This is a genomic window from Microbulbifer sp. VAAF005 (genome assembly GCF_030012985.1).
GTDB lineage: Bacteria > Pseudomonadota > Gammaproteobacteria > Pseudomonadales > Cellvibrionaceae > Microbulbifer.
In genome coordinates, this window is the sequence record NZ_CP120233.1 from 479,933 (window position 1) to 505,772 (window position 25,840).

General features: G+C 45.5%; 22 protein-coding genes. 18 read left to right on the top strand and 4 right to left on the bottom strand.

Annotation, left to right across the window (positions count from 1 at the left end):
- Positions 1 to 28: 28 nt before the first annotated feature.
- From P0078_RS02125 to hypE, 7 genes are read left to right on the top strand one after another with little or no spacing between them, the layout of a single operon-like run.
- Positions 29 to 1,393, top strand: coding sequence for a Ni/Fe hydrogenase subunit alpha (locus P0078_RS02125; RefSeq protein ID WP_282932828.1), 1,365 nt, complete (start codon positions 29 to 31; stop codon positions 1,391 to 1,393).
- Complete coding sequence (locus tag P0078_RS02130; protein ID WP_282932829.1) at positions 1,329 to 1,850, top strand: hydrogenase maturation protease; 522 nt, start codon at positions 1,329 to 1,331, stop codon at positions 1,848 to 1,850. The genes P0078_RS02125 and P0078_RS02130 overlap by 65 nt, the downstream gene beginning before the upstream one ends.
- Complete coding sequence (locus P0078_RS02135; RefSeq protein WP_282932830.1) at positions 1,813 to 2,085, top strand: hydrogenase/urease maturation nickel metallochaperone HypA; 273 nt, start codon at positions 1,813 to 1,815, stop codon at positions 2,083 to 2,085. Before P0078_RS02130 ends, P0078_RS02135 begins: the two co-directional genes overlap by 38 nt.
- Entirely contained in the window at positions 2,075 to 4,390 is a 2,316-nt protein-coding gene (gene hypF, locus P0078_RS02140; RefSeq protein WP_282932831.1) for a carbamoyltransferase HypF, read from the top strand. The genes P0078_RS02135 and hypF overlap by 11 nt, the downstream gene beginning before the upstream one ends.
- Entirely contained in the window at positions 4,390 to 4,614 is a 225-nt protein-coding gene (locus P0078_RS02145; RefSeq protein ID WP_282932832.1) for a HypC/HybG/HupF family hydrogenase formation chaperone, read from the top strand. The genes hypF and P0078_RS02145 overlap by 1 nt, the downstream gene beginning before the upstream one ends.
- Positions 4,615 to 4,625: 11 nt before the next feature.
- Complete coding sequence (gene hypD, locus P0078_RS02150) at positions 4,626 to 5,753, top strand: hydrogenase formation protein HypD (RefSeq protein WP_282932833.1); 1,128 nt, start codon at positions 4,626 to 4,628, stop codon at positions 5,751 to 5,753.
- Positions 5,719 to 6,753, top strand: coding sequence for a hydrogenase expression/formation protein HypE (gene hypE, locus P0078_RS02155; RefSeq protein ID WP_282932834.1), 1,035 nt, complete (start codon positions 5,719 to 5,721; stop codon positions 6,751 to 6,753). Before hypD ends, hypE begins: the two co-directional genes overlap by 35 nt.
- Before the next feature lie 126 nt (positions 6,754 to 6,879).
- Here the strand turns inward: hypE and P0078_RS02160 are convergent.
- Positions 6,880 to 8,018, bottom strand: a protein-coding gene (locus P0078_RS02160; RefSeq protein ID WP_282930492.1) for an IS3 family transposase whose coding sequence is annotated in 2 segments (ribosomal slippage) — positions 6,880 to 7,769 and positions 7,769 to 8,018 — 1,140 coding nt in all. Because the reading frame shifts where the segments join, the coding sequence is not laid out codon by codon here.
- Between the two features lie 146 nt (positions 8,019 to 8,164).
- Between P0078_RS02160 and P0078_RS02165 the strand changes: the two genes are divergently transcribed.
- Complete coding sequence (locus tag P0078_RS02165) at positions 8,165 to 9,022, top strand: urea transporter (protein WP_282932835.1); 858 nt, start codon at positions 8,165 to 8,167, stop codon at positions 9,020 to 9,022.
- 21 nt (positions 9,023 to 9,043) lie between these two features.
- On the opposite strand, the gene P0078_RS24430 is transcribed toward P0078_RS02165, so the two are convergent.
- Positions 9,044 to 9,340 (bottom strand): SRPBCC family protein, encoded by a 297-nt coding sequence (locus P0078_RS24430; protein WP_353057038.1) that lies wholly within the window; start codon positions 9,338 to 9,340, stop codon positions 9,044 to 9,046.
- A gap of 124 nt (positions 9,341 to 9,464) precedes the next feature.
- Here P0078_RS24430 and P0078_RS02170 point away from each other — a divergent pair, with 124 nt between their 5' ends.
- Both P0078_RS02170 and P0078_RS02175 read left to right on the top strand, forming a co-directional pair.
- On the top strand, positions 9,465 to 10,361 hold the full coding sequence (locus tag P0078_RS02170) for a TlpA family protein disulfide reductase (RefSeq protein ID WP_282932836.1): 897 nt from the start codon (positions 9,465 to 9,467) through the stop codon (positions 10,359 to 10,361).
- Between the two features lie 302 nt (positions 10,362 to 10,663).
- The gene (locus tag P0078_RS02175; protein WP_282932837.1) at positions 10,664 to 11,413 is read left to right on the top strand and encodes an alpha/beta hydrolase family protein; all 750 of its coding nucleotides are present in this window, start codon (positions 10,664 to 10,666) and stop codon (positions 11,411 to 11,413) included.
- Between the two features lie 147 nt (positions 11,414 to 11,560).
- Here the strand turns inward: P0078_RS02175 and P0078_RS02180 are convergent, their stop codons facing one another.
- Positions 11,561 to 12,454: a LysR family transcriptional regulator gene (locus P0078_RS02180; protein WP_282932838.1), complete on the bottom strand. Its 894-nt coding sequence runs from the start codon at positions 12,452 to 12,454 to the stop codon at positions 11,561 to 11,563.
- A 192-nt stretch (positions 12,455 to 12,646) separates the two neighbouring features.
- Here P0078_RS02180 and P0078_RS02185 point away from each other — a divergent pair, with 192 nt between their 5' ends.
- Positions 12,647 to 13,309, top strand: a complete 663-nt coding sequence (locus P0078_RS02185) for a peroxiredoxin-like family protein (protein ID WP_282932839.1) — start codon at positions 12,647 to 12,649, stop codon at positions 13,307 to 13,309.
- 108 nt (positions 13,310 to 13,417) lie between these two features.
- Complete coding sequence (locus P0078_RS02190) at positions 13,418 to 13,984, top strand: carboxymuconolactone decarboxylase family protein (protein WP_282932840.1); 567 nt, start codon at positions 13,418 to 13,420, stop codon at positions 13,982 to 13,984.
- A 237-nt stretch (positions 13,985 to 14,221) separates the two neighbouring features.
- Here the strand turns inward: P0078_RS02190 and P0078_RS02195 are convergent, their stop codons facing one another.
- Positions 14,222 to 15,115 (bottom strand): enoyl-CoA hydratase/isomerase family protein, encoded by an 894-nt coding sequence (locus P0078_RS02195; RefSeq protein ID WP_282932841.1) that lies wholly within the window; start codon positions 15,113 to 15,115, stop codon positions 14,222 to 14,224.
- A 515-nt stretch (positions 15,116 to 15,630) separates the two neighbouring features.
- Between P0078_RS02195 and P0078_RS02200 the strand changes: the two genes are divergently transcribed.
- From P0078_RS02200 to P0078_RS02225, 6 genes are all read left to right on the top strand, one after another.
- Positions 15,631 to 16,059, top strand: coding sequence for a hypothetical protein (locus P0078_RS02200; protein ID WP_282932842.1), 429 nt, complete (start codon positions 15,631 to 15,633; stop codon positions 16,057 to 16,059).
- A 638-nt stretch (positions 16,060 to 16,697) separates the two neighbouring features.
- On the top strand, positions 16,698 to 18,608 hold the full coding sequence (locus tag P0078_RS02205) for a P-loop NTPase family protein (RefSeq protein WP_282932843.1): 1,911 nt from the start codon (positions 16,698 to 16,700) through the stop codon (positions 18,606 to 18,608).
- Positions 18,557 to 19,348, top strand: a complete 792-nt coding sequence (locus P0078_RS02210) for a hypothetical protein (RefSeq protein WP_282932844.1) — start codon at positions 18,557 to 18,559, stop codon at positions 19,346 to 19,348. The genes P0078_RS02205 and P0078_RS02210 overlap by 52 nt, the downstream gene beginning before the upstream one ends.
- Positions 19,330 to 23,136 (top strand): hypothetical protein, encoded by a 3,807-nt coding sequence (locus tag P0078_RS02215; RefSeq protein ID WP_282932845.1) that lies wholly within the window; start codon positions 19,330 to 19,332, stop codon positions 23,134 to 23,136. The genes P0078_RS02210 and P0078_RS02215 overlap by 19 nt, the downstream gene beginning before the upstream one ends.
- A gap of 40 nt (positions 23,137 to 23,176) precedes the next feature.
- On the top strand, positions 23,177 to 23,722 hold the full coding sequence (locus P0078_RS02220; RefSeq protein ID WP_282932846.1) for a hypothetical protein: 546 nt from the start codon (positions 23,177 to 23,179) through the stop codon (positions 23,720 to 23,722).
- Positions 23,723 to 24,485: 763 nt separating this feature from the next.
- Positions 24,486 to 25,739: a tyrosine-type recombinase/integrase gene (locus P0078_RS02225; protein ID WP_282932847.1), complete on the top strand. Its 1,254-nt coding sequence runs from the start codon at positions 24,486 to 24,488 to the stop codon at positions 25,737 to 25,739.
- Positions 25,740 to 25,840 lie beyond the last annotated feature (101 nt).

The window sequence follows — 25,840 nt, forward strand, 5'->3', positions numbered from 1 at the left end:
GTGATAAATCTGCCTCCAGGTGAGCTTTATGGCGGATCGCAGCAAAACGATTAAGGTAGATTATCTCGCTCGGGTCGAAGGGGAGGGAGCCCTCCATATCGACTACGACGATAGCGGCGTGCAAAATGTACAGCTCAAGATTTTTGAGCCCCCAAGGTTCTTCGAAGCCCTTCTCAGAGGGCGCGACTACTTGGAAGCCCCAGATATCACCGCACGCATATGTGGGATCTGCCCGGTGGCCTACCAGATGAGTGCTGTGCATGCCATGGAGAATGCCCTGAACCTGAAGCCCGGCGGCGCTTTGCGTATGCTTCGTCGATTGCTTTACTGCGGTGAATGGATCGAGAGCCATATGCTGCATATCAGCATGCTCCATGCACCGGATTTCCTCGGCTACCCCAATGCAGTCGCAATGGCTAAGGATCATCCAGAGATTGTTAAGAACGCGCTGGAGATTAAAAAGGCGGGCAATGCCCTGGTTCGCCTTATTGGTGGCAGGGAAGTACACCCGATTAATGTGAGGGTAGGGGGTTTCTACAAGGTTCCGGAAGCTCGTGAACTCACAGCCTTGGTAGCGCAGCTGGAAATGGCCCGGGATCTCACCGAGCGACTGGTGCGCTGGTCCGCGGCTTTGCCTTTCCCCAGCTACGAATGGCGAAGGGATAATCACTACGAATTTGTCGCTCTAACGCACCCGTCAGAATACCCAATGAACGAGGGCAGGATCACCTCCAGTGCGGGACTCAATATTAGCGCCCAAGACTATGAGAACCACTTTGAAGAAGAGCACGTCGCTCACAGCACCGCGCTGCACTGTACTTTACGGGAGCGGGGTGCCTATCTGGTGGGACCCATCGCACGCTACAACCTTAATCGCGACAAGCTGTCGCCTCGAGCATTGCAATTAGCGGAGGAGATCAACTTTACCGCCCCCTGTTTAAATCCCTTCCAAAGCATCCTCGTTAGGAGCCTGGAGGTACTACATGCCTTTGAAGAAGCCCTGCATATTATTGATAGATACCAACCCCCAGCCGAGCCTCACTTAAAGACAGAGCCGAGAACCGCAAGCGGCTGTGCAGCCACCGAAGCACCCCGTGGGCTTCTGTATCATCGCTACGATATTGATGAGAAAGGCAAGATTACGACGGCAAAAATTGTCGCTCCCACCTCACAAAACCAGAAGACCATCGAAGATGACCTCCGCTTGATGTTGCCGAGCTTTATGCACTTTCCTGAGGATAAATTACAGGGGCTATGTGAACGGGCGATAAGGAATTACGACCCCTGCATTTCCTGCTCCACTCACTTCCTACAGCTACATTTGAATTATGGGCAAGTGCAAAGTAAGCAATCCATGGTTACTGGTAAGCCTGGGCAACCCCCTGCGCGGTGATGATGGAGTAGGGCCACATATCATCGCTCGGCTTCGCCAAAAACTTGGAGGGGCGGTGGAATACCTCGAAAGCGGCGGCGATATTTTACATTTGCTCACTCAATGGAAAGGTCGATGGGTTTGCCTTGTAGACGCCATGGTAAGCGATCAGCACCCTATCGGGGAGGTCGTTGCCATTGATGGGCTTGAGGGTACTCTTGCTCCATCGATGTGCAATACATCAAGCCATGGATTTGGGCTGACCGAAGCGCTGACCATGGGAAAGCATATTGATTCGCTGCCGGCACATCTGGATGTTTTTGCGATCAACTCAGAAAGTCTGGCAAAAGGACAGGGCTTATCGCCCAAAGTGGCCAGTGCAGCTCATCGAGCAGAGCAAATGATTATCGCGCACCTAACGCTATACAGCGGAGACCACCATGCACGAACAGAATCTCATCAAAAACCTGATCGATAAAATCCAGGAACTGGCCTCTGATGAACCCGGCAGGCCGATCGGCGTTCGCTTACGCTTGGGTGCCCTGGCGCATATGTCTGCAGCGCATCTGAGGGAGCATTTTGACAGGGAGATACTCGGGACTTCTCTCGAGGGGATTAAGCTGGAAATTGATGAGCTTAAGGATATTAATCACAAGGAAGCCCAGGATGTAATCCTGGAGAGCTTAAAGTTTGAGGAGACTGATGGCCACTGAACGCCGCCGGATTGAAATCGCCGGATTGGTGCAGGGAGTAGGATTCCGGCCCTTTATCTATCGCCTGGCCGATAGCTTTCAATTGAAAGGCTGGGTGGCCAACTACAGCGGCGGCCTGAGAATTGAAGTCCAGGGCAAAAGCCGGGAAATCGAAAAGTTTATCGATAAGTTATCTTCAGAGAAGCCACCCTACAGTCGCATCACTCACATTGAATCCTACCCGGTGGCTCTTCAAGCAGAATACGGTTTTCGAATCTTACCCAGTGTCCGTGATGCCAGTAGTTCAACCATCGTTTTACCAGACCTGGCTCCCTGTGATGATTGCCTCAGGGAATTGTCAGACCCTAACAATCGCCGCTATGACTACCCGTTTATCAGCTGTACTCTTTGCGGCCCCCGCTACAGCATCATTTACAAACTGCCCTACGATCGTGTCAACACCTCTATGCACCACTTCCCTTTGTGCGGAAAATGCTCGGGGGAGTACCGGGACCCCCTCAATCGGCGCTTTCATGCGGAGCCCAATGCCTGCCCCCAGTGCGGCCCTCAATTACTTTTCTGTAATACTGCCGGCGTTACAATTGCGAAGAAGAGTCGGGCACTATCCAAAGCCCTTGATGCCCTTGCCCAGGGGAAAATTATTGCCCTTAAAGGGGTAGGCGGCTTTCAACTGTTAGCCGACGCCTCCAATGGTAAGGCGCTCGCCAACTTGCGCCAGCGCAAACAACGTCCGCATAAGCCGTTCGCGCTTCTATATGACGAGCTGAAAAGTGTTTGCCAGGATTGCTGCGTCTCGGAGCAAGAGGCGCAGCTACTATCAACCCGAGAAAGACCGATTGTTCTATTGGAAGCGAAGGATGACAGTCACTCCAGGATACATCCGCTGGTCGCTCCAAACCTTGCCGACTTGGGGGTGATGTTGCCTGCATCACCTTTACATTACTTGCTCGCGCAAAAGTATCGAGCCCCTCTTGTCGCTACTAGCGGTAATCTCGCAGAAGAGCCTATTTGTACAGAAAATGATGAGGCGTTTGAGCGCTTGGGTAAAATCGCTGACTACTTCCTGGTTCACAATCGCCGAATTTTGCGCCCGCTGGATGACTCTGTACTCAGGGTGGTCAATAACCGTCCGCTGATGTTGCGTCGAGCCCGGGGCTACGCGCCACTTCCCATCACCTTGCCTGTACCAGGCACAAAGGGCGAAGGTGAACGAGAGAGCTTCCTGGCCCTGGGGGCGGACCTGAAAAACACAGTTGCACTGTCTCACGCCGGGTGGGCATATCCCAGCCAGCATATTGGCGACTTAGGTAGTGCCAATACCCTGAAGCACTTCAACCAAACTATTGGCGATCTCACCAAACTACAGCAGTGCCGCCCGAAAAAATTAATCCACGACCTCCATCCAGGCTATACCTCTCACCGCTGGGCTATGAAGCAAAGAGCTGTGCGTATTGGCGTTCAGCACCATATTGCCCATCTATTCTCCTGCATGGCAGAACACGCTCACTCGGGACCTGCACTGGGAATCTGCTGGGATGGAACTGGTTACGACCGCAGTGGCATTGTTCGCGGTGGAGAATTCTTTCACTGGAATGGACGGTCTCCAGTCAAACACATCGCCAGCTTTCGCACATTCCCACTGCCGGGCGGTGAAAAGGCCGTACGCGAGCCCAGGCGCTCTGCGGCCGGACTTTTGTATGAAATCTCCGGGTTTGTCGCCCTGGAGAATCGACAATTAAAGCGCTGTTTCACCCGTGGCGAGCGTCAAAACCTGGTCACCATGTTAAAAGGTGAGATTAACAGTCCACCGTGTAGCTCTGTCGGCCGCCTTTTCGATGCGGTATCCGCACTCCTGGGACTGACTACGCATACCAGCTTTGAAGGGCAGGCAGCCATGGCTCTAGAGCAGTGTGCCCGTGGCGTCAGCTCTAAAGAAAGCTACCCCTTTAGCCTTGTTCAAAAAGGGAACCTACTGGAATTGGACTGGACACCCTGTATTAGTGCTTTAATCTACGATGAAAACCGATCACTGCCACAAAGGGCCGCTGCATTTCACAACACACTCGCGCAGATGGCGCTGGCAGTAGCAACGCAACAAGGTGAAAAGAATATCTTTCTGTCCGGCGGTGTTTTCCAGAATAAGCGGCTTACCGAAACCGTCACTGCGCTTCTGGAAAGTCAGGGCTTTTCCGTTCACAGCCACAGCGAGGTCCCCCCAAATGATGGCGGAATATCGCTGGGCCAGATCCACTACGCCCAATGTATGGATGCTGCTGGGCAATCATTGGGAGAGGAGAGTTCCTAGTGTGCCTGGGAGTTCCCGGAAGAATCGAATTAATAGAGCAACAATCAGCCATGGAGCGCACTGGAAAAATCTCCTTCGGCGGTATCAGTAAAGCTGTAAATTTATCATTGGTACCCGAGGCTGAAGTAGGAGACTACGTGATCGTTCATGCTGGAGTCGCGATCAGCAAGTTGAGAGAAGAAGAAGCAAATAAGGTTTTCGAGTACCTCAAAACATTGGGTTGAGTCAGCCTGTAATGAAATACCTCAAGGAATATCGCAACGGCGAGAACATCAAGCTGATTGCGGCAGAGATTCAGAAAGTCACCACTCGCCCATGGACTCTAATGGAGATCTGTGGAGGGCAAACCCATGCCATCGCGAAATACAACTTGCTGCAATTACTGCCCGAGGAGATTCAATTGGTACACGGGCCCGGTTGCCCGGTTTGTGTTACTCCTCAGGAAATTATCGACAGAGCTATTGCGATTGCTGCAGTGCCCAATGTTATCTTCTGCTCCTTTGGCGATATGTTGCGAGTCCCCGGTTCAGATCGAGATTTACTAGAAGTCAAAGCTGACGGAGGCGATGTCCGTATTGTCTACTCGCCGCTGCAAGCGCTCAATATGGCAGAGCAGAACCCTACCAAGCAGGTCGTATTCTTTGCGGTGGGTTTTGAAACAACTGCTACCGCCAATGCCCTAGCGCTGTCCCTCGCCAAGCAAAAGCAAATCGACAACTTTTACGCATTGATATCCCAGTTTTTGGTTACACCGGCAATTCAATCGATATGTGCCCGTGAAGACTGCCGGATTCAAGGTTTCCTTGCTGCGGGTCACGTCTGTGCAATAACCGGATATCGTCAATACCGCCGTTTGGTGAAAATACACCAGATTCCAATAGTGATTACAGGATTTGAACCCCTGGATATTCTTGAAGGCGTACTCCGGTGTGTCCGTCAATTAGAGAGTGGTCGCTGTGAAGTAGAAAACCAATATCAGCGCGCGGTTACTAAAACAGGTAATACCGTTGCCCAAGACTTGATTAAAGAGGTTTTTAAAGTAGCAACACAGCAGTGGCGCGGCATAGGTGAGATTCCCGCTAGCGGTCTGGTACTGAGCGACGATTACTCAGGATTCAATGCAGAACAAACATTCAATCTGCCAGCATTGAGCATTTCTGAAAACAGGGGCTGTATCAGTGGGGATATTATGCTGGGGCTAAAAAAGCCCGGGGACTGTCCTCACTTCGCTAAGACCTGCCAACCCCAGCAACCGCTGGGGGCGCCAATGGTTTCCACTGAAGGCGCTTGCGCGGCCTACTATCGCTACCAGAACCAGGTGGAATCGAATGAATCTGCAGTGTCCAATTCCACCAACCGCTGACGAGGTCGTACGCCTCGGCCATGGCAGCGGTGGGGAGATGACCCAACGCTTGATCGATCAATATATTCAACCTGTCTTCTCTAATCCCTGGCTATCCCAGGCCCATGACAGTGCAACACTTCCATGGAAACCGGATCAGCTCGTATTTACCACCGACTCCTTTGTAATCTCACCGCTTTTCTTTCCCGGAGGAAATATCGGTGAGCTCGCCGTTTATGGCACCGTCAACGATTTGGCCATGGCCGGCGCGGAACCCAAGTTTCTAAGCTGCGGCTTGATTCTCGAAGAGGGGTTGCCCCTGGAAACTCTCCAACGGGTTCTGATCTCGATGGCTGAGGCTGCCCGGAACTCAGGAATTACCTTAGTCACAGGCGATACCAAAGTGGTAGAGAAAGGGAAGGGGGATGGGCTCTATATCAATACCAGTGGCATCGGTACCCTGATAAGAGAACAACCCATTGATCCCAACCGTATTTGCCAAGGTGACTCTATTATCCTGTCCGGCGATCTCGGCCGCCATGGCATAGCGGTGATGGCCAGCCGAGAGGGACTCGAGTTTGAAAGTGATCTCCTCAGCGATTGTGCGCCACTGAATGGTGTAGTTGCACAAATGATCAATTCCGGAATTGAAGTTCATTGTCTGCGAGATCTCACACGAGGTGGGCTAGCCACCGCATTGGTGGAGCTAGCGGAAAACTGCGGACGGACCTTTGTCTTGGAGGAGAGCAAGATACCTGTTTGTGATGACGTGCAGGACGCTTGTGAGTTACTGGGGCTAGACCCACTCTATGTAGCAAATGAGGGGCGTTTTGTGGTTTTTGTCCCCGAAACAGGTGTTAAGCTGGCACTTTCCATTCTTCGAAAAGCAGCTGATAGCAGCTTTGCGGCTATTGGTACTGTTGGGGGAGGAAATAGCTCCCAGGTTATTTTAAAAAACAATTTGGGATGTGATCGGTTATTGCAGCGTTTACCTGGAGAGCAGTTGCCAAGGATTTGCTAGCAAGAAGCCTCAAAAGCACAATTTACGTACAGTTTTTGAGCATATAGAATTAATGTATAAAAGCTCTAACTATCACTGAGTACTTCATGACAATCTTGTTGTGGTCAACTCCAACCGGACACTTTCCTAAGCACATTTTTCAAATTCGATAGGGGTTACGTCCCCCAGTGTTGTATGTATTCTGCGTGAATTGTAATACGCAATATAGGCCCTCACGTCTGTTATCGCACCCTCCCTTGTCGGATAGAGGTTTCCTGTTAACCATTCCCGCTTCAGGCTACTAAAAAAACGCTCAGTAGGTGCATTGTCCCAACAATTTCCCTTGCGGCTCATTGAGCACACCATTCCATGCTGCTTTAGTAGCGCTTGGTAGCTATGGCTGGCATACTGGCTACCTCGATCAGAGTGATGCAGCAGACCTTTTGTTGGGGTGCGCAAATTGATAGCCATAACCAGTGCACGACTTGCCAGGGCCGTCTCCATCTGGCGGTCTAAGTGCCAGCCAACAATCCGGCGTGAATAAAGATCAATTACCACTGCTAGGTATAACCAACCCTGCAAAGTCCAGATGTAGGTAATATCCGTAGTCCAAACTTGATTTTTAGCACTCGGTGAGAAATCCCTATTTAGAAGATTCTCAGCAACTGGCAGTTGGTGCTTGCTATTTGTGGTTAGTGTAAATCGCTTCTTCTGTTTTACTACCAAGCCGAGCTTTTTCATGAGTTTGCGGACTCGATAACGCCCAATTTCAAAGCCTTCTTTGCGCAACAGCTTCATTAACCGACGGCTTCCGAGACTCTCACGAGATTCTGCAAATAAGGCCTTCAATCGATGGCATAGTTGCCAAATCTGGCCATCTATTGGGCTATCACTACGACGACACCATTCGTAATAGCTGCTCTTATTTACTTGCATTACTCGGCAGAGCACTCTAACTGGAAAGCTACCTTGCTGCTTTTTAATAAATTCGTACTTTATTTCATTTCTTTCGCAAAGAAGGCGCTGGCCTTTTTTAGGATTTCCTTCTCCATCCGCAATTGCTTTACTTCACGTCGCAGTTGATCCAGTTCAGCTCGTTCGCCCGAATCCAACCTTACTCCGTTCTCTTCCTGCTCCAGCTCCTTTATCCAGCGTCGCAGATTGTTAGCAGTGGTTCCTACAGCCTCTGCGGCCTTGGAAATCGAATACCCTTGTTCTGAGACAAGAGCTACGGCGTCTTTCTTGAACTCCGGCTTGAATTTCCGGCGTGTACCTTTTGTTGTCATACTTCACCTCGCTAGGTAGTTTTACCATCTTAACGAAGTGTCCGGAAGGATTAGACCACTACATACAGAATATATTCTAGTTTCACTTGGCTCAAAATCTGGCAGCCACACTAACTAATTCGAATTAAGGCTGTAATAGAGATACTATGACAAAGCCAATAACTACAAAACTCAGAAATTGTCTTGTCAGTCTCTTCAGAGGAATTAGCCAGGTCACCCTGCAAAGAAACGCCTTGAGTGGCTTTCTATTCATACTCGGAGTAACAGTTAACTCTATTGCCATGGCTATAGGAGTCGCAATTGGGGTTATCACCTCAACTGTCTGTGCAAATATTCTTAATTATCCCGTAAAACAAATTGAGGATGGACTATTTGGGTACAATGGAGCTTTGATCGGTGTAGTCATATTCTTATTATATGCTCCATCTTTAATGACTGTTTTATTGATTGTCGGTGGAAGTGCTTTAACAGTCTTGATCATGCGCTTTATGCTGCTTAACTTTGTCCTTCCGCCTTATACTGCACCCTACATTCTGGTGATATGGGCTATATGGATATTGGCTCCAGCACTAGATCTAGCGCCAACTGCAGCAATCGTTAACGAAAACACCTCAACCTGGGGGATATTCGAAGGTATTGGTCAAATCATCTTTCAGAACAATGCCATTACAGGTATTTGTTTTTTAATTGGGATTTTTATCTCGAATAAATCTCATGCGTTTTGGAGTATTATTGGTGGAATGCTGGCCACATCACTGGCCATGTTCCTGGCATTATCACCCACTTTAATTCTTGCCGGGCTCTTCGGTTACAATGCATCTTTGAGCGCTATTGCATTATCAAATGGTCGTAAGCGATGGCTAGCCCCACTTGCAGGGAGCATATTAACCGTTCCAATCGCAATGGCTTTTATGAGCGCTGATATTATTGTATTAACCGCACCATTTGTTATCGCTAGCTGGATTATATTGTTGATCCAAAGAAAACTTACATTAACTCATTAATCCAGCCCATTAGAGAAAACACTAGCTCGTGAAAGATTCGGTAAGTACAGCTTCCATTTGACGAATTGATTGAGTCCAACTGACTTTTGCCAGTTTTGCGTAGTCAATGTTGAGAAGCGTATGTGTCAGAGTAACGATGGTACCAAGCTCAGAGCCCCTGAATGCAACTTCAACCAAAGATGCATTTTCTTGCGACTCGGTGCTGTTTGGCAGATTAAGATTGCAATGCTCGTGGACTTCAAAAACTAATCGCTTCGGCCTGTCAACGCTGCGATACACACCAGACATAACGCAGGAACTGCCGTTTGGAGCAGTCATCTCAAAAGCATTGTATCCGTTTTCGCAACATTGTTTCTCTATTTGAACTAATTATTGAGTCAATGTGATGTACTAGGGTAGATCGCAAGTTTTGGACATTAACCCAACGCTTCAGGAGCTTGAAATGAAAGCAAAACTTATTTTACCAATGATTCTATTAAACATGCTTGGCGGAGTAGGGTCCGGCATCATGATCTATATGTCTGGCGGCGATCCGGTTTGGGTCGGCGCACTTTTAACGACCTTGCCTTTACCATTTTTCTTGATGGTTCTGACAAATGTGTTCAGCATTTCAAGAACATCAGAAAGGCTGCCAGTTATTCAAGCTGTTAACTTTTTAGGAGTTGCACTGGTTGCTTATTCAACTTATTCGAACCAGGCTCCAATGTCCTTGTCTCAGTACGTTCCTATTGCAGCTGCTGCCCTGGGCTTCGTATCCCTTCATTGGTATGTCTGGTCATTCTCCGTTTACAACCGCAGAAAGAGCAAGGCCATATCAAAAGGCCAAAAACTGCCTGAAATGAATTTTAATCGATTAGATAAATCAGGTGTGTCTTCCACTTCTTTTGACGAATCTAAAACACTATTAGTGTTCTTTAGAGCCAACTGGTGCCCATTTTGTATGAACCAGTTAAAAGAAGTGAAGAAGTATGCTGAGACACTTAAGCAATATGATGTGAAGGTAAAGTTTATCTCTAACCAAGGCTACGATAACTCAAGGAAGTTAGGCGACAAGCTTGGCCTACCTGGTCATTTTGAAATTCTTCAAGATGACAACTTAATGGGTGCTAAAGCTCTAGGCATTGAAGATATTGGCGGTTCCCCTGCAGGAATGCCTGGGTACCCTAAGGATACCGTTATGGCCACAGTGATAGCACTGGATGAAGATGGTACGGTTATATTCGGTGATGAGACCGACAATTATCGGAGACGCCCAGACCCGACAACGTTTCTGCATGTTTTTGAAGGCTCAAAGCCGCAGACTTTAGATGCTAACCCAACACTCAAAGGTACCGCCTAGTGAGGTAAAATATCAATCTCTCATAGAGCTTATCGATAGGCCCATGAAGAGTGAAAGATAACTGTCTAGCTAGCAATATTGTCGCAGGCCTGAACCTGGATTAAGTAAATGCCTTAGAACAACCAATATGGATTATATAAAGCCTGAAGATTCTATCGATGCCTAAGCAAATACAGGTCTACCTTATATCAGTTGACATATAAAAGACTATCACATATTTACATACCCCTTTCTATGATAGACAGGGGTTTTTCCTTGTTGAGATTAGAGTATTCTATAAGTAATTGAAATTGGAGAACGTCATGGAGTTTAACTTCCCAAATCGTGATGGCGTAGAATTAAAGGGCAAGTTAGAGGAATCTGTTGGAACCCCAAAGGCTTATGCAATTTTTGCACATTGTTTTACCTGCTCAAAAGATATTATTGCAGCAAGCAATATTTGTAAGTCATTAACCAGTAAAGGGATATCAGTATTAAGGTTTGACTTCACTGGATTGGGTAATAGTGATGGAGATTTTTCCAATACTAATTTTTCATCCAATGTTGAAGATTTACTTAGTGCTTACAATGAAATCGAAAACCGCTTCGAGGCACCAAAATTGTTAATTGGGCATAGTTTTGGAGGTGCTGCCGTTTTGAAAGCCGCTGGTATGATAAAGACAGCTAAAGCTGTTGTTACTATAGCTGCTCCAAGTGATGTTAAACACATCCAGCATATGTTTAAAGAGGAACTCGATAGCATCAATAAAACAGGTCAGGCAAGAGTGGTTCTGGCTGGCCGAGAGTTTACGCTAAAGAAGCAATTCATTGATGATATAAATGAAGCAGACGTCTTGGTTAACCTTAAGGAATTAAGGAAAGCGCTGCTAGTAATGCATTCACCACTAGACAGCACTGTTTCAATTGAGCATGCGGCGAAAATATTCGCTGCTGCGAACCATCCTAAGAGTTTTATTTCTTTAGACAAAGCCGATCATTTGCTTATGAAAAAATCAGATGCTGAATATGTCGGTAATGTTATTGGAGCCTGGGTTCAAAGATACATTAATTAATATCGGATGTTACAGAGAGTAATATCGAACTTTGAAGCCTTGCAACAGTAAAGAACCGTCAACTATCGAGAGCTGGGCTGTAAAGAACAATAGAAACAGCACTAGTTGGAATTTAGGTTGCTCCTAGTCCACCTAGTAATCCGGGGCTTAACTCAGTTCCTTTTTTAGAAACTCGATAAAGACTCTGGTCTTTGCCGGCATCGCTCTACCACTGGGAATCAGTGCACTAACCGGTGGACCGGGTACTACTTTCTCAGGAAACAACTCAATAACTTCGCCAGTCTGAATAGAAGAACCGAGAGCAGTATCATATACCTGAGCAATACCCATACCAGCGACTACTGCATCTATCAGTGTTCGTCCATCTCTAAAAATTGCCAGCGGGGAAGGGGAGAATTCAGTAATTGAGTCATCATTTTCTCGAAATGACCAGGCTCTTACTTTTCCTGTAGGCGCTCTGAAAACAAGAGCATCATGCTCTCTCAGCTCCTCCAAATTCTTAGGTTTACCTTTCTGGGAAAGGTATTCAGGCGAAGCACACAAAATACGTCTAGATCCGCATAATGTTTTTGCGATAAAAGAACTATCCTCTAGTTCGCCAATTCTAACAACGACATCCCATTCACCTTTAATAGCGTCCTCCAGGCTATCTGAAAGAGAGACCTCGACCGTAACCTTGGGATGCAACTGGGTGAACCCCTTTAAAGCACTGACAATATTTCGGCCTATGCCTATTGGCAAATTGATACGCAATCGTCCGGCAGGCTCATCCTTCCTGGCATGCAGCAAAAGCCTGGCCTCATTGATTGTTTCTAACGCATGTTTTGCGGCATCTAGAAATATTTTACCTTCTTCTGTCAGCCTGATACTTCGTGTGGTTCTGTTGAATAGCTTAAGACCCAATTCCTCCTCAAGCTTCTTCACTGCCTTACCAGCGCCTGATTTGGTTGAGTTCAATGATGCCGCCGCTTTTGTAAAGCTTCCATGTTCGGCAACGGCAATAAATACAACTATTTCGTTCAAATGGGCTTGTTGAAACACAGATTGTGTCCTTAATGGATACAATGAGTATCAAAATAGCATGTTTATAGCGCAAATCAAAGTAACTAATCTTCCCAATAGTGGTTTGGCGTAAGTACCTGCATAGAGACCAGTTGGAGAATTAGCCAGGTCGCATCGAAGGCTTACCCAAAGCTCGCGCTTCCAAACTTTAAACCATTAGAGGAATAGGTTATGTCTCTTCAAGACAAACTAGATGCTTTCAAAGAAGTATTTAAGCAACAGGCCCCAGAAGGAGCATTTGAAGCCTTTGCCAGATCATCCAAGGAGTTGGCTGCTAGTGGCCAAGTTGAACGTTCGATTAAAGTAGGGGAGAAAGTCCCATACTTTACATTGCCAGATTCAGAAGGTAACGACCTTGTCCTGGAAGAACTCCTAGCCAAAGGGCCCGTTATTCTAACGTTCTATCGAGGCGTGTGGTGCCCTTACTGCAATATTGAGCTGCAAGCGTTAGAAGAAGTTGCTGCAGAGATCAAAGCGCGTGGCGCAACCCTGGTTGCTATTTCCATGCAAGGGCCCGCTGAAAGCCGCAAATCTCAGAGGGATAACAAGCTAAGCTTCCCAATTCTGACTGATCAAAGTGGAAAGCTTGCTGAAGAGTTTGGTATCCGCTGGACATTACAACCTTATGTAATTGAGTTCCACAAGATGTTCAAAGTCGAACTCCCGACCATCCATCGTGACGGCGCGTGGAACTTACCTATGCCTGCAAGATATGTCATAGATACCGATGGAACAATCGCATATGCGGAGGTGAATCCTGACTATACACGTCGCCCCGAACCCAGCGACTTATTTCCCGTACTTGAAAAGCTGAGTCAGTCTACAACTGCATAGTATGTAAACACCTCCACCTCTTTAGCGCTGACTAGCGCCAAAGAGGTGGAAGCACTCGATGTAAATCGATATCGAGCACCGTAAAACCCAACTTATATGGTAAGACTCATGGTCAATTTTACACGTTACACAATTGAAACAGCACCAGAAGCCTCTAAGCCCACTCTAGAAGCCGCTAAAAAGAAAATGGGATTTGTACCCAATCTAATGGCAACCATGGCCGAATCACCTGTAATGGTAGAGAGCTACCTAACACTTATGGGATTATTTGATAAATCTCGCTTGAGCGAAACGGAGCGAGAGATAATCCTGATGACAAACAGCCGCCTAAACGGTTGCACCTACTGCATGGCTGCGCATACCGCCGTTTGCAAAATGGCCGGTGTAGATGAAAATGTCATCAAGGCGCTGCGTAGCGGTAAAACACTCGATGACCCTAAACTCGAAGCGCTCCGAGCATTCAGTGTCATTATCAATGAGAAACGTGGATGGGCCACAGAAGAGGAGGTTGAGGCATTTCTTGCAGCAGGTTATACGAAAGAGACGGTTCTAGAGGTGATAGTTGGAACCAGTCTAAAAGTACTCTCGAATTACTCTACCCACAATCTGAATGTCAGTCTCGATGATGCGTTTTTGCCCATGGCTTGGAGTAAGGATATGGATTCGAATGGTTGAGCGTAAAAGCAAATAAACAACATGTATCCGATTCATGCGTCTAATAAAGACTGGGCCTTGGGAAGAGGGCGCCTGTCCAGATCATAAAAGTGACGATAAGAACCCCACTGATTCACCAAAGTAATGAGGCCCATATAGCCACTATGGGCCTCTACTATATTGTCCGAGATATTCGTGGTATCTAAGCCCCTAAACAATACATCCTCTTGAATACAGCCTTCTTTTGGCTTATCACAATTACTCCATTTCGCTACGAACAATGCCGGGTGTTTTGGCTTGTCCCCGTACTCGGTCAGGATGATCGCGCTCGTTAAAGCGCCTCAAGCCTTCGGATAGCTCTGCTCTGGATTCAGAGTCGCTGAATAATCGGTTGAAGCACTCAGCCTCAATTCGTAGACCTTCATCAAGATCCTTTCCATAACCACGAATGGCGGCTTCTTTATCAGAGTGAATCGCTGGCTGGGGAAGGGTAGAGATATACTGTGCTAACTCTACGGCACGATCTAATGCGGCTCCCTTTGGCACCACTTCGTTGGCCAATCCAATGCGATAAGCTTCTTCAGCATTAATAACTTTTCCCGTGATGATTAACTCCAGCGCTCGCCCCATACCAACAATACGCGGCAAACGCTGAGTACCACCATCGGCTAAGCCGATATTCCAACGACGACAAGTCATTCCAAAGGATGCGTGTTCTTCTACAATCCGCATATCGGCAAAACATGCCCACTCAAAGCCACCCGCATAAGCGATTCCGTTCACAGCCGCAATGATAGGCTTATAAATATCGGTCCAGCGGGATGGACCTATAATGCCTGGAGCTTCACCTCGATTATGTCGGGCAATATCAGCAGGTTCTACAGGACATAAAACAGCCACGTCAGGATCGGGGTGGTTGGTAGGTTCGGTTGCAGCAAGATTGCTTTTCAAATCACCCCCTGCACAAAATGCAGAATCGCCTGCGCCGGTGATTACCGCAACTTTAGCTCCGTCATCGGTACGAAAGCGATCGAATGCATCCACCAGCTCGCGGTGAGCGCGAGTACCAATGCAATTCTTAACCTCTGGACGGTTAAAGGTAATGATGGTTACTGGACCACCTTTTTCGTATTTAATGTGATGATATTCCATGTCATAAGACCTTTATCATTTGGCGTCGAAGTAATATTTAAAATCCACCCTGATACATCAAATGAGAATTTAATCCCGGTGCCGATTAATATTTTATCAACATATACCGCAATAAATTAGTACAAATGAACCCTTTACAGTTAATAAAACTTTATCTGCTAACACAATGAAACCCTGAGTATTTCCTCCTGCAATGATTAGATTCAGCACCTGTATCAAACTTGGAGACCTTACAAATTTCTGAGGAATGGGAATTATTGCGCCGCCAATAGGGTTGTCAACCTAGATACGTGGCGAGCTAGTATATAAAATCCAGCCAGATATCAATACAAAGCCTGATGAAGCATTAAGTGTTGCGCTAAAGTACCTAGATGACAATCGGCTGTAACCCCGTGTCAGATAATTTATAACGAAAAGGGTGGGCACAACCCACCCAAACACATGTGACTCAACGGCAAAGTGGCTCATTCAAATTTAAGTGTGCATTGGAAAGGGCAATTAATTGAGGATAATAAATGGGTCCTGTTATTAGATTTCCTGTGGTGTGCTTTTTAAATGGAAAAATTACAGTGCACACAAAGAGTAGCTTCAAAGCATTAGGGGCTCGTTTTTTGGACGAGCAGACATTTGTCACTCTGGAGAATCGGCGATCAAAAGCAAAAGATGGTTGGATACTTGACTCTAGCGGGAAGTTTGTACCTTTATCTCATAGCGGCAATTTGCGAGAATGGGCTCGTCCTATTTCCTTCCTCTGGAATGCAGTGTTGACTAAGTACCAAGCTAATATCGAGGGGGCTGTGAAGGTAGGCTTTGTACTGAAAGACTTAGATTCGATGTCCAAATCCTCGCCGGGAAAGCTTGGGATGGATTTCAAAAGATTTCTAAGTAAGTATGAGTCTGACCAGTATATTACTAGTGATATACTGAAAGAGTGGCCCTTTTAGTTTGATATTTCCTTGCAAGTCTCACACGCCAGATATACTCTGTTAATATATTTTTCCCTCTCCAAAGAAGCTCCCTCTAAAGTCGGCAATATCGAAATTGTTCAAATCAAGACCAGACATGTTGAGTAGAAATATTTAGAAGAATTTTCTTAATTGTGTTGAATCCCAAATACGATTAAATATAGCGGCTTATTACCTCTAACAACTTGGAGATGCACCGATTGACGACCGGTTTTTAACCGCTACTTTCTGATCTCCATCAATTGTGTTAGGTAAAATAGAGGCGCATAATGGCGCTTGGACTCCACCACGGACCAAGGCGAAATGATATACAAATGGTTCTACGATAGCGCGTTTTACGCACCCCATCCCCAGCGACTCTTTTACTCGTCGGCACTCGTTTGCCATTCTTCTGCTAGTGCACGGGGAACCACTGAAGTACGTGAGTTAGCTATTAGGGCACAAGTAGGTGGACAGCACCGAGATTTACACCAATGTGCTCACCATCGATGGAGCACATTTTTTAGGCAGGGTGGATTTTCATTAATTATCGAGTGGCATTAGTACATTAGATTACGTTATATACGTGCCATTGCTACCGTAATATTTTCAATTGTTTGTCTAAGTTAGATTAAGCTATGAATCCAGAGTTTTTAGGTGCGAGAGGTTCCAACACTGGTGATGATTTCCATGAGTGGTGGGCTCTTCGTTTAGCCTTACGATTGCTAGCCCCAGATACATCCTTAACGGCTGTAACAGTTGAAGGTATAAATCTTGATGATAAAAAGGGGCAAGAATTAACGGAATGGGATTCCGTTGATTGCGGTTTATTTTATGGTGGCCACACAGTAGAGAAAGCTGAAAAAGTTGTTATTGAGCAGTTAAAGTATTCCTCATCAATGCCTGAAAAAAACTGGACTGTTTCAGAACTAACAAGCTCCAAGTCGAAGTCTTCAAATAACAGCATTATCAAAGGGCTTGCTGATTCATTTAGTGCCGTATTAAAAACCAGACCAGATCTGATAAGTGCTGATGCGCTAACAATCAGACTAGTCAGTAATCGCCCTATTGGTGCAGACCTTAAGAAATCACTTTCCGATACCAGCAATAAGAAGCATGAAACGCTGAGAGTCGCCAGTGGTCTCAATAAAAGAAATTTCAAGAAATTTATTACGCTTTTTGACTTCTCTGATTGTGGTACGGGGTCTCGATTTGAGCAAGAAGAAAACGCGATTAATGAAATCTTAAATCTAACGGAGAGTGCTGATCGAGGGTTTGTGCTGGATTTGAAAGATCGTGTTCACAAGTTGATGCTACCGGAGGCTACAGGAAGTTATATCACTAAAGAAACAGTGCTGACATGGATGAATGTATCTGACCCTCTTGCTCTGTTCCCATGCCCTCCAAGGCTAAAGCTGGTTGAAAACCCAGTTAAAAGAAGTGCGGCTACAGCAATACAAGCTGCCATGATTAATGGTAATCAATTTGTCTGCCTACATGGAGAAGGTGGTAGTGGCAAGACAACCGTACTAAAACAGGTTGAAAATCTATTACCCAGCGGCTCAGTCATGATTACCTATGACTGTTATGGTGCGGGTACTTACATGGATAGTGAGGCCTATCGGCATAGAGATAAAGATGCCTACTTGCAAATAATCAATGAGACATCAGCTCGGTTGCGTTTACCGCTTCTGATTAGTCCAGACTCTTCCATTGATTTTATCAAAGCCTTTTCTTTAAGAATTGAAACTGCAAGTGATGTTTTAAAGGCTCAATCGGGCGATGCATTGTTGGTCGTTGTCATTGATGCAGCGGATAATACAGTAACAGGTGCAAAACAGTGTAAACCAGAAGAAACCAGTTTTATTCATGAGCTAATTAAGGTCGGCAATCTACCGAGTAATGTAAGGCTGATGATTTCTGCGAGAACTGGACGTTTAGATTCGTTATCTATCCCTGCTAAGTACAGTTCAGTAGAAATTTCTAACTTCTCACTTGAAGAAACTGCACTCAATGTGTCCCATCAGTACCCCAGTGCAACGGAATCATGGGTAGAGGATTTCCATAATTTGTCTAATAAGAATCCACGGGTGCAAAACTACGCATTCGACTATGCGGGTTCTGATCCTGAGAAAGCCATCGCTTTTTTAAGGCCAAATGGCAAGGGGTTAGATCAAATCTTTGAAGTCAGGTTTGAAGAGGCAATATTGAAAGAAGGTAACTCTGATACCTTGTCCCTTGTTTGTTCGTCCTTAGTTGCCTTGCCTGCACCAGTTCCAAAGGAGAATTTGGCTAGCGTTGTAGGAATATCGAAAGAAAGAGTTAATGATATTGTCTCTGACCTTCCCGGTATGCGTGTTCTTGACGACAAAGTTGGGTTTCTTGATGAAGATGTTGAGTTCTTTGTCCGAAAAAAGCGGAACCAAAGCTGCAAGAGGCTTATCAGCGTTCAGCAGCGCATTTCTTCGCTCATCACCAGAACGATGAATATTCAGCAATGCACCTGGCATCAGCACTGTTTTCAGCAGGTCAAGGTCGAAAGATCATAGAAATCATTCAGGAAAGTGAAGCACCATTAGCCATAAAAGACCAAATAATTCGTCGAGAAGTACAGCGTCAGCGTTTACAACTTGCAATGAAAGTATGCCGTTCGGCAGGCAAGCCAGCAGATGCAATATTTACCTTGTTGGTTGGAGCAGAAGCTATTAAAACGGATGACGCGGTAGACAAAATTATTGCTGAGAATCCCGATTTATCTATCCATTTTGCATCGGATACCGTAGGTAGGAATATACTTTATTCGTCAAAGACGTATGAAAATCATGGCAGATTCTTGTCGCATATAGTTGCTCGTGATGCCGCTGACAAAGACTTTATTGCTGCTCGCGAAAAGAAACGCATTCTTCGTGAATGGATGAATCGAAGAAGTGAGGATATTGAGCGACAAGAAACCGAACAAAGTGATCACCATTTCCCGCATGTCGAGGCTTGGCCATTAGAGCTTGAAGATATTACTGCCATTGCTCATTCGGTGCTGGATATGGAGGGTTGCCAGGCTGCATATGAATTTATTTGTGGTTGGAAGCCGAGAAGTATTCATTACATGATCGCGCTCAGGCTCGTAGATCGCCTATTGTTTTCGGGAAAGACGGGGGTAGTTCAAGAGTTTTTGGATAGCGGCTGCATCCCTGAGCCGTGGTTAGCACTATTTAGCATCCCCTTAGCGCTTGCCGGTCAGGAAATTGATTGTGCCGCTCTTGAGAAATCATTGTGCAACAAAAAATACTGAAGTACTGTGATCTAAAAGAGTTGGAGCGGCACGCCTCTGAAGTTGCAGGCCGTTCTAACTACGCGGAAATGCTACTCAATGGCTGTGAAATTCTGGCTGCCAACGGAAAGGATTTGTCTTCCATTGAACCAATCCTTGAATATCTTTGCCCAGACAAATGGCGTTTAGTCAATAATATCTACATACACGACGTTCTTAAAAATGATGTTGCTTTTAGGGCTTACTCTTTGTTGATGCGTCATCGTGGTCTGGACGTCAAAATAGAATCATATTGGATTGACTCGGAAATACCTGAAGATATTGAAGAGGCTGAAAAAAATAGGAAGAAACAAAAAATATCAGAAAAACACAGGGAAATAAGAGAGAGCCTTTCAAATTTGATGTCTGTCTATGCTGCCCGCGCAGACATATTGCTATCCAATATATTGCCGAAAGATGCTAATGCTAAACTTAAGTCAGCGCTAGGATCTTTGTTCGAAAATTCCTGGAGAATGTCTAGAGAGCACTATTTTGAATCTATATGTAGCCAACTTTCTTGGTCTGTAGCAAATCTATCTGCAATACCAGATATTGATATGAATACAGTATTCGCTTTGTCAAAGGCATGCTTTAAAGATTGGCCATCTGTATATTCTTCTGGTCAACGTATGGTTATTTCTAAATTGATAAAAATACCTGAGTTGAGCTCTTTTGTCGTTAAAGATATTTACCAACGATCAGTAGAAGTCAAAGATATAAAGGCGGCGGCAAGTGAAAAAATTAGTATTCTTCTAGATTTATCTAGAATATTGCTCTTTGCAGATAAGAATGAAGCTAGAGAAATATTCAAAATAGCAGTCGATATCGCTAATGACGTTGATGCCGATGCTATGCATGACGTATCTCTATTTTCAACGTTATCAAAGAACGCCAAAAACCACTTTTCGACAGAAATTTCGCAACAAACTGCGAATCAGATGGCAGAGATAATAACGGAGTACGGTACTCTTCTTGAGGGGTACGATCATTTCCCTTGGGGGGATGCGATTTCTGCTATTGCTATATTGGATATGGCTAAAGCCATAAGCCTAATTGGGTATTGGGAAGATTGCGATTTAGTTTTAGCTAAGGAGACCCTTCCAGCATTGATATCAACGGGCTTATCAGAGGCAACTATAAGCTCTTCACAGGCTGCATCGATACTTAATTTTTGTGATGATATGAGTGGTGAGCTCCTTACCAAGCTGGTATCAACTGCAAACCCTCAAAGTTCTAGACAGCTAATAGAAGAAGTCGCTAGAGCAGAGCTATTACGGTTCAATAAAAATGGTGATTCCAAAGCATGTCAGGCGCTAAATCAGCTAATCCCGTATGACGATGATAGTGGATACTGGCATTCGGCGCTGAATCAACTTATTCAGTTTAAGGAACAAAAAAGAGAAGTCACTAAGGCCAATGTTGATAGCGATAAGCTTGACCCTAGCGCTAGGAAGGAAACAGAAAAGGAGTTTCTTGACGGTATAAATCTTGCCGAAATCTCCTTTGAATCACCTACCGATTTTGTGGGTTCGATAAAAGTTAAGAAGAAGGAGGCTAGAGGTAAGAAGCTTTATATTGGAGCGGATGACATCCTGATTTCAGCCAGTAGGCGTTTGGAATTTAAGGATCGTATTACTTTTCTGAATCTTCTTGCTGATGATCGAGTAATTGATGGTGTTGGTTATACATGGGCTAAAACGTTAACCGACTGCATTAACCTTTGGGTAGGATCGTCCCATGCCATATCTTCCTGGAGGGAGGAAAACTTACCAATTCTGATTGCTAATCACTTGGGCGAATTTTCATACAATGAAAATTATGGCTACGACAAGGGAATGCTCAAAGGCGTAATTGATAGCCTACATTTAAATAGAGAAGAGACGGTTAGTTTACTGCTAGATGGCTTGGAAAAAAATGCAGAATCCTTGCCACTAACCAAGATATATTCGGTGATCAGACTGATGGCTGATTATTGCAGCGATGAACAAATAGCAGATGTCACCACCCGGTACATTCGTCGGTTAAGCTCGCGCCTAAAAATCCCAACAAAAGCAACTGATTCTGAGTGCTCAGTTGAATCAGCGTTGGCATGTCAACTCTATTCATTTTTAGGTGATGTAGATACTAGGGTGAGATGGAGAGCGGCGCATAGTATTAGAGCATCTGCCAGAGTGGGTAATTTTAATATAATAGTCGCGTTGACAGCTTTATATGACCGTAAGTCTATGCCGGGCTACCGTGAAGATAATGTGCCCTTTTATTGGTTATCAGCACGTCTTTGGCTCATCGTTACATTTGATCGAATTGCATCCGAAACGCCAGAGGCCGTCGCACCTATCGCAAGTTGGCTATTGGACATTGCAACCGACCCAGAGTTCCCGCACGTATTGATGCGTCATTTCGCTAAATCTTGTCTGATGAAACTAATTTCAGGTGATTTCATAGATTTCGATGAACATGAAGTTACTGCGGTGGGCAGTATTAATACTTCTGGTTTAGATATCGAAAAATCTAAGCGTAGTGTTTCCCGTGGTGGGTTTCATAAGGAAGATAGAGAGAGACGGTTTCGTTTTGATTCGCTCGATACTCTAAATTATATATACCCGGGAGCGATAAGGTGTTTCTCTGATGTAGACCAAGAGATGTTTCTTGACGAAGCGGAATCTTGGATCATTGATAGGTGGAAAAACGGCTCAGACTTGTCGGCATGGGAAAACGAACCAAGGAAATATAAATTTGAACGCTCTGACTATAATCTTTACAGCCATAGCCACGGCGCTATGCCGACGATTGAACGGCATAGCTATTATCTGGAGTGGCATGCTATGTGGTGTAGCATCGGCTCTTTAATGGTTGAAAAGTCTCTGGCTGAAGCTGAGTATGATGATGACGATTACGGTACATTAGATGTTTTTTTGAGGAAGAAGAGTTTAACACAACCTCCACACTGGTCGAGTGATCTTCGATGCCCGACTCCACTGGAAAACCGTTTTCACCAACCTCCTTCACTTGAGGTGGAGAGCTGGATAGCCAATATTAAGGCTGATGATTTTGATTTGGAGGTTGGCTTAAATCCTGATGGTAGTGATCTGTTCGTTGACTCCTATCACAGTGTACGCACCAGCAAGCATAGCTCTACGGTTAGAATATCTTCTTCTCTAGTTAACCCTGATAGAGGCTTGTCCTTGATTAGGGCTCTTCAAACATCTGATGATTCACATGATTATCGCCTGCCTCCTACGAATCATGAGTCTGAGATAGACGAAGGCCCATATCTATTGCGTGGCTGGATCAGTGAGCCTTCTGGTGATTCAAGATTGGATGAGAAAGATACGTTTAATCATGGTGTTCGTATGATTGAAGGTATGCCCGCTGAAGAGGTCGTTAAGATGCTAGGGCTGCGACGCTCTAAAAATTATCCAGTTAGCTGGGTTGATAGCGAGGCTAATACAATATTTACTTATGAAGCTTGGGGTGATGTCATAGAGTATTCCAGACAAAAGGAATACATACATGGTGACGATGTTGTTTCTGATGGACACCGCCTGAAGATATCGTCACATCACCTTGAAAAGTACCTGAATGAAGTTAATTTAGATTTGATTCTTGAAGTCGAAATAACACGAAGAGCAAGTAAAGATGGAATTACAGGATATAACGAAGAGCCCAAAAAAGAAGCGCGGTACGCAAGACTCTATCTTTTCAGAAGAACTGGAGAAATCGTTACCACTGAAGGATGTTTTGGTACTTGGTCACCATCTGGCGACTGAGCTGGGTTTTTCGGATAGCTGTGACACTCTCGGGAAATGGATGTCTCATCACTTAGCAGAAGTGATGGATCGAGCTGAAAATGAGAGCAACCTTCAAAAGAAAGAAGAGTACCAGAAGGAAGTTGTCGAATTAATTCTGAAAGTATGGAAACACAGAACCTCTTTACAAGCGGATGCTTATCCATTAGCTAGATTCAGAGGTATTATCGACTCATTGAGTATACTTTCTCCCGAAGCAAATGTGTGGGAGAGAAATAGGCTTAACAAATATGAATCGCTTGCAGCAGACAGCTTCTCAATGCTTGTTGACTTATACAGGACATTGCACTTTATTGAATTTGTTTCACTAAAATCGATTAAAGATAAAAAGATACCTCCCTCTGTGCTGTCCGATGAAGAGCAGGAGATATATAATTTTTTGATTTCTTGGGCTGAAGAGGAGCTGAACTTTAGGTTATCAAGCTCGGATGAGTTTCCATCAGATAGATTAGATGCTGAGCAGGCTTCTAATAGTGTCTGTGAATTCATAGATAAACTATGTGATAACCTTAAAGAGCTGAAAAACGAACTAAAAATATCAAAATAGAGAAAAATGAGATGTAAGATGAATGTCAGACACTCTATAGGGAAGGGCGGGGTAGTTTCGATCCAAAGGCTGTAGAAACTCTCCCTAACAATGATGCACCTCCTGTTGAGTGAACTTATTTGAACGGCAATATCGAACGCCTTATCTCAGGTACTCCAGATGCGAGAATACAAGGCCAACCCCAAACATCTGGGAGTGCTACAAATCAACCGAGACAGGGGAACATCGAGATGCTCCTGTCACGTTTAAAGCGCTTAAAAGTCCAATGCTCATTTTTATGCTCGCGATTGCAATATGCAGCCTTATTTATTCTGGAACATCTGTAGTCAGTTATCTTGAGGGTCACGATTCCTGTCCTCCTTAGTCTCAACCAATGCCGACTGGTAGGTAGTTTGTGATTCCGCATGTGCAGCTAACAATATTCGCTAACGAAGTTCAGCCGCTCCAGCAGTTCCTCGCGAGCATAAACACCGACCTGGTTAACCTTGTTGTCCAGAACCCAAAACAAACGGAGAGCGTCATGGGAGCACTACGGGAGATCATCGGCGAGCTGGATTGCATCCAGGTTCGACCTGAACACAAGAACTGTGCATACTCAGGCCAGGGCGAGACGTGGATATCGGAAAAGAGTGCCAAGAAAAAACTTCAAACCTAGGCCCCACCAGGGCTCCCGTTATTTCCGATATTTGTGAATATCGGATATTTTATAAATTCCCGATATTACGTATAATTTGCCGCATTCCAACAACAAGTCCATATTTCTATGTCTGCTTCTAACCGGCCACCAGCACCAATCATCGACAACCTGAGCAACCTTGAGAATCCATTCCGCTGCACCAGCTTTTCAGCTAGCCGTTATCTCAGCAAGCAGATTCCTGGTGCTGATACCGATCTGGAGTTCACGCTTAAGTTTCTTTACAGCTATAACGGCAGCCAGGCAACGTTTAACAGCTACCGCCGTGAACTTGAGCGCTTGCTGCAATGGGCTTGGCGCATTGAAGAAGTTTCAATAATGACTCTGAAGCGCGAACACATTGAGGAGTTTGTGCAGTTTTGCATTGAGCCACCAATTGCCTGGATCGGAACTAAAAATGTTGCCAGATTCAAAACACAAAATGGCGAGCGCGTTGTGAATGCCGATTGGCGGCCATTCGTAGTCAGTGTGTCCAAAGTTGAGTTTCGTGCTGGCAAGACAGCTTCTCCCAAGGAGTTTCGTCCATCCCAGGCAGCGATCAAATGCATCTTTACTGCATTGTCATCCTTCTTCGATTTTCTCTATCAAGAAGGCTTGGTTCCAGCCAATCCTGTGGCACTGATTCGCCAGAAAAGTAAGTTTGTTCGACGTGAGCAACAAAGCCAGGTTGTACGTCGAATCAGCAACTTGCAGTGGGATTATGTCCTGGAGACTGCTGAGATCATGGCCGAGACATCGCCAACTGATCACGAGCGAACTTTATTTATTATGAACGCCCTATTCGCTATGTATTTGCGAATTTCTGAGTTGGTTGCAGATGAAAGATCGGCACCAGTTATGGGTGATTTTAAGAAAGATCGCGACGGAAACTGGTGGTTTCACGTTACGGGTAAAGGTAACAAAGGCCGGGCGATCACTGTTTGCGATCAAATGTTGAAGGCCTTGAAGCGCTACAGGAATTATTTGCAGCTCCCTGCTCTGCCCAGCATTAACGAGCAGACACCTCTGGTGCACAAGTCCCGTGGCAAGGGACCGGTTACCAGTACCCGACAGGTTCGCCTGATTGTTCAAAACTGCTTTGATGCTGCCCACCAACGGATGGTTGAAGAAGGCTTAGGGGAAGATGCTGAAGATCTTAAGGCTGCTACTGTTCACTGGCTCCGCCATACGGGTATTTCTGAAGATGTGAAGTACCGCCCCCGCGAGCATGTGCGCGATGATGCGGGACATGCAAGTATGGCTACGACCGATCGCTACATTGATTCCGATATGCGAGAGCGGCATGAAAGTGGGCGGAGTAAGCGGGTAAAGGAGGAGCGGTAATACTACCGCCCTACCCTCATATAGATGAAATAGCTTGACCCAAGAAAGATACGATATATCATTGCGCATCATCTGGTTAACCTAGTACACATGGATGAATA

Bases quoted from the DNA above. Each gene is read 5' to 3' on its own strand.
- P0078_RS02125 (WP_282932828.1), top strand. From the start codon at position 29: ATGGCGGATCGCAGCAAAACGATTAAGGTAGATTATCTCGCTCGGGTC.
- P0078_RS02130 (WP_282932829.1), top strand. From the start codon at position 1,329: ATGGGCAAGTGCAAAGTAAGCAATCCATGGTTACTGGTAAGCCTGGGC.
- P0078_RS02135 (WP_282932830.1), top strand. From the start codon at position 1,813: ATGCACGAACAGAATCTCATCAAAAACCTGATCGATAAAATCCAGGAA.
- hypF (WP_282932831.1), top strand. From the start codon at position 2,075: ATGGCCACTGAACGCCGCCGGATTGAAATCGCCGGATTGGTGCAGGGA.
- hypD (WP_282932833.1), top strand. From the start codon at position 4,626: ATGAAATACCTCAAGGAATATCGCAACGGCGAGAACATCAAGCTGATT.
- hypE (WP_282932834.1), top strand. From the start codon at position 5,719: ATGAATCTGCAGTGTCCAATTCCACCAACCGCTGACGAGGTCGTACGC.
- P0078_RS02165 (WP_282932835.1), top strand. From the start codon at position 8,165: ATGACAAAGCCAATAACTACAAAACTCAGAAATTGTCTTGTCAGTCTC.
- P0078_RS24430 (WP_353057038.1), bottom strand. From the start codon at position 9,340: ATGACTGCTCCAAACGGCAGTTCCTGCGTTATGTCTGGTGTGTATCGC.
- P0078_RS02170 (WP_282932836.1), top strand. From the start codon at position 9,465: ATGAAAGCAAAACTTATTTTACCAATGATTCTATTAAACATGCTTGGC.
- P0078_RS02175 (WP_282932837.1), top strand. From the start codon at position 10,664: ATGGAGTTTAACTTCCCAAATCGTGATGGCGTAGAATTAAAGGGCAAG.
- P0078_RS02185 (WP_282932839.1), top strand. From the start codon at position 12,647: ATGTCTCTTCAAGACAAACTAGATGCTTTCAAAGAAGTATTTAAGCAA.
- P0078_RS02190 (WP_282932840.1), top strand. From the start codon at position 13,418: ATGGTCAATTTTACACGTTACACAATTGAAACAGCACCAGAAGCCTCT.
- P0078_RS02195 (WP_282932841.1), bottom strand. From the start codon at position 15,115: ATGGAATATCATCACATTAAATACGAAAAAGGTGGTCCAGTAACCATC.
- P0078_RS02200 (WP_282932842.1), top strand. From the start codon at position 15,631: ATGGGTCCTGTTATTAGATTTCCTGTGGTGTGCTTTTTAAATGGAAAA.
- P0078_RS02205 (WP_282932843.1), top strand. From the start codon at position 16,698: ATGAATCCAGAGTTTTTAGGTGCGAGAGGTTCCAACACTGGTGATGAT.
- P0078_RS02210 (WP_282932844.1), top strand. From the start codon at position 18,557: ATGCACCTGGCATCAGCACTGTTTTCAGCAGGTCAAGGTCGAAAGATC.
- P0078_RS02220 (WP_282932846.1), top strand. From the start codon at position 23,177: ATGTCTCATCACTTAGCAGAAGTGATGGATCGAGCTGAAAATGAGAGC.
- P0078_RS02225 (WP_282932847.1), top strand. From the start codon at position 24,486: ATGTCTGCTTCTAACCGGCCACCAGCACCAATCATCGACAACCTGAGC.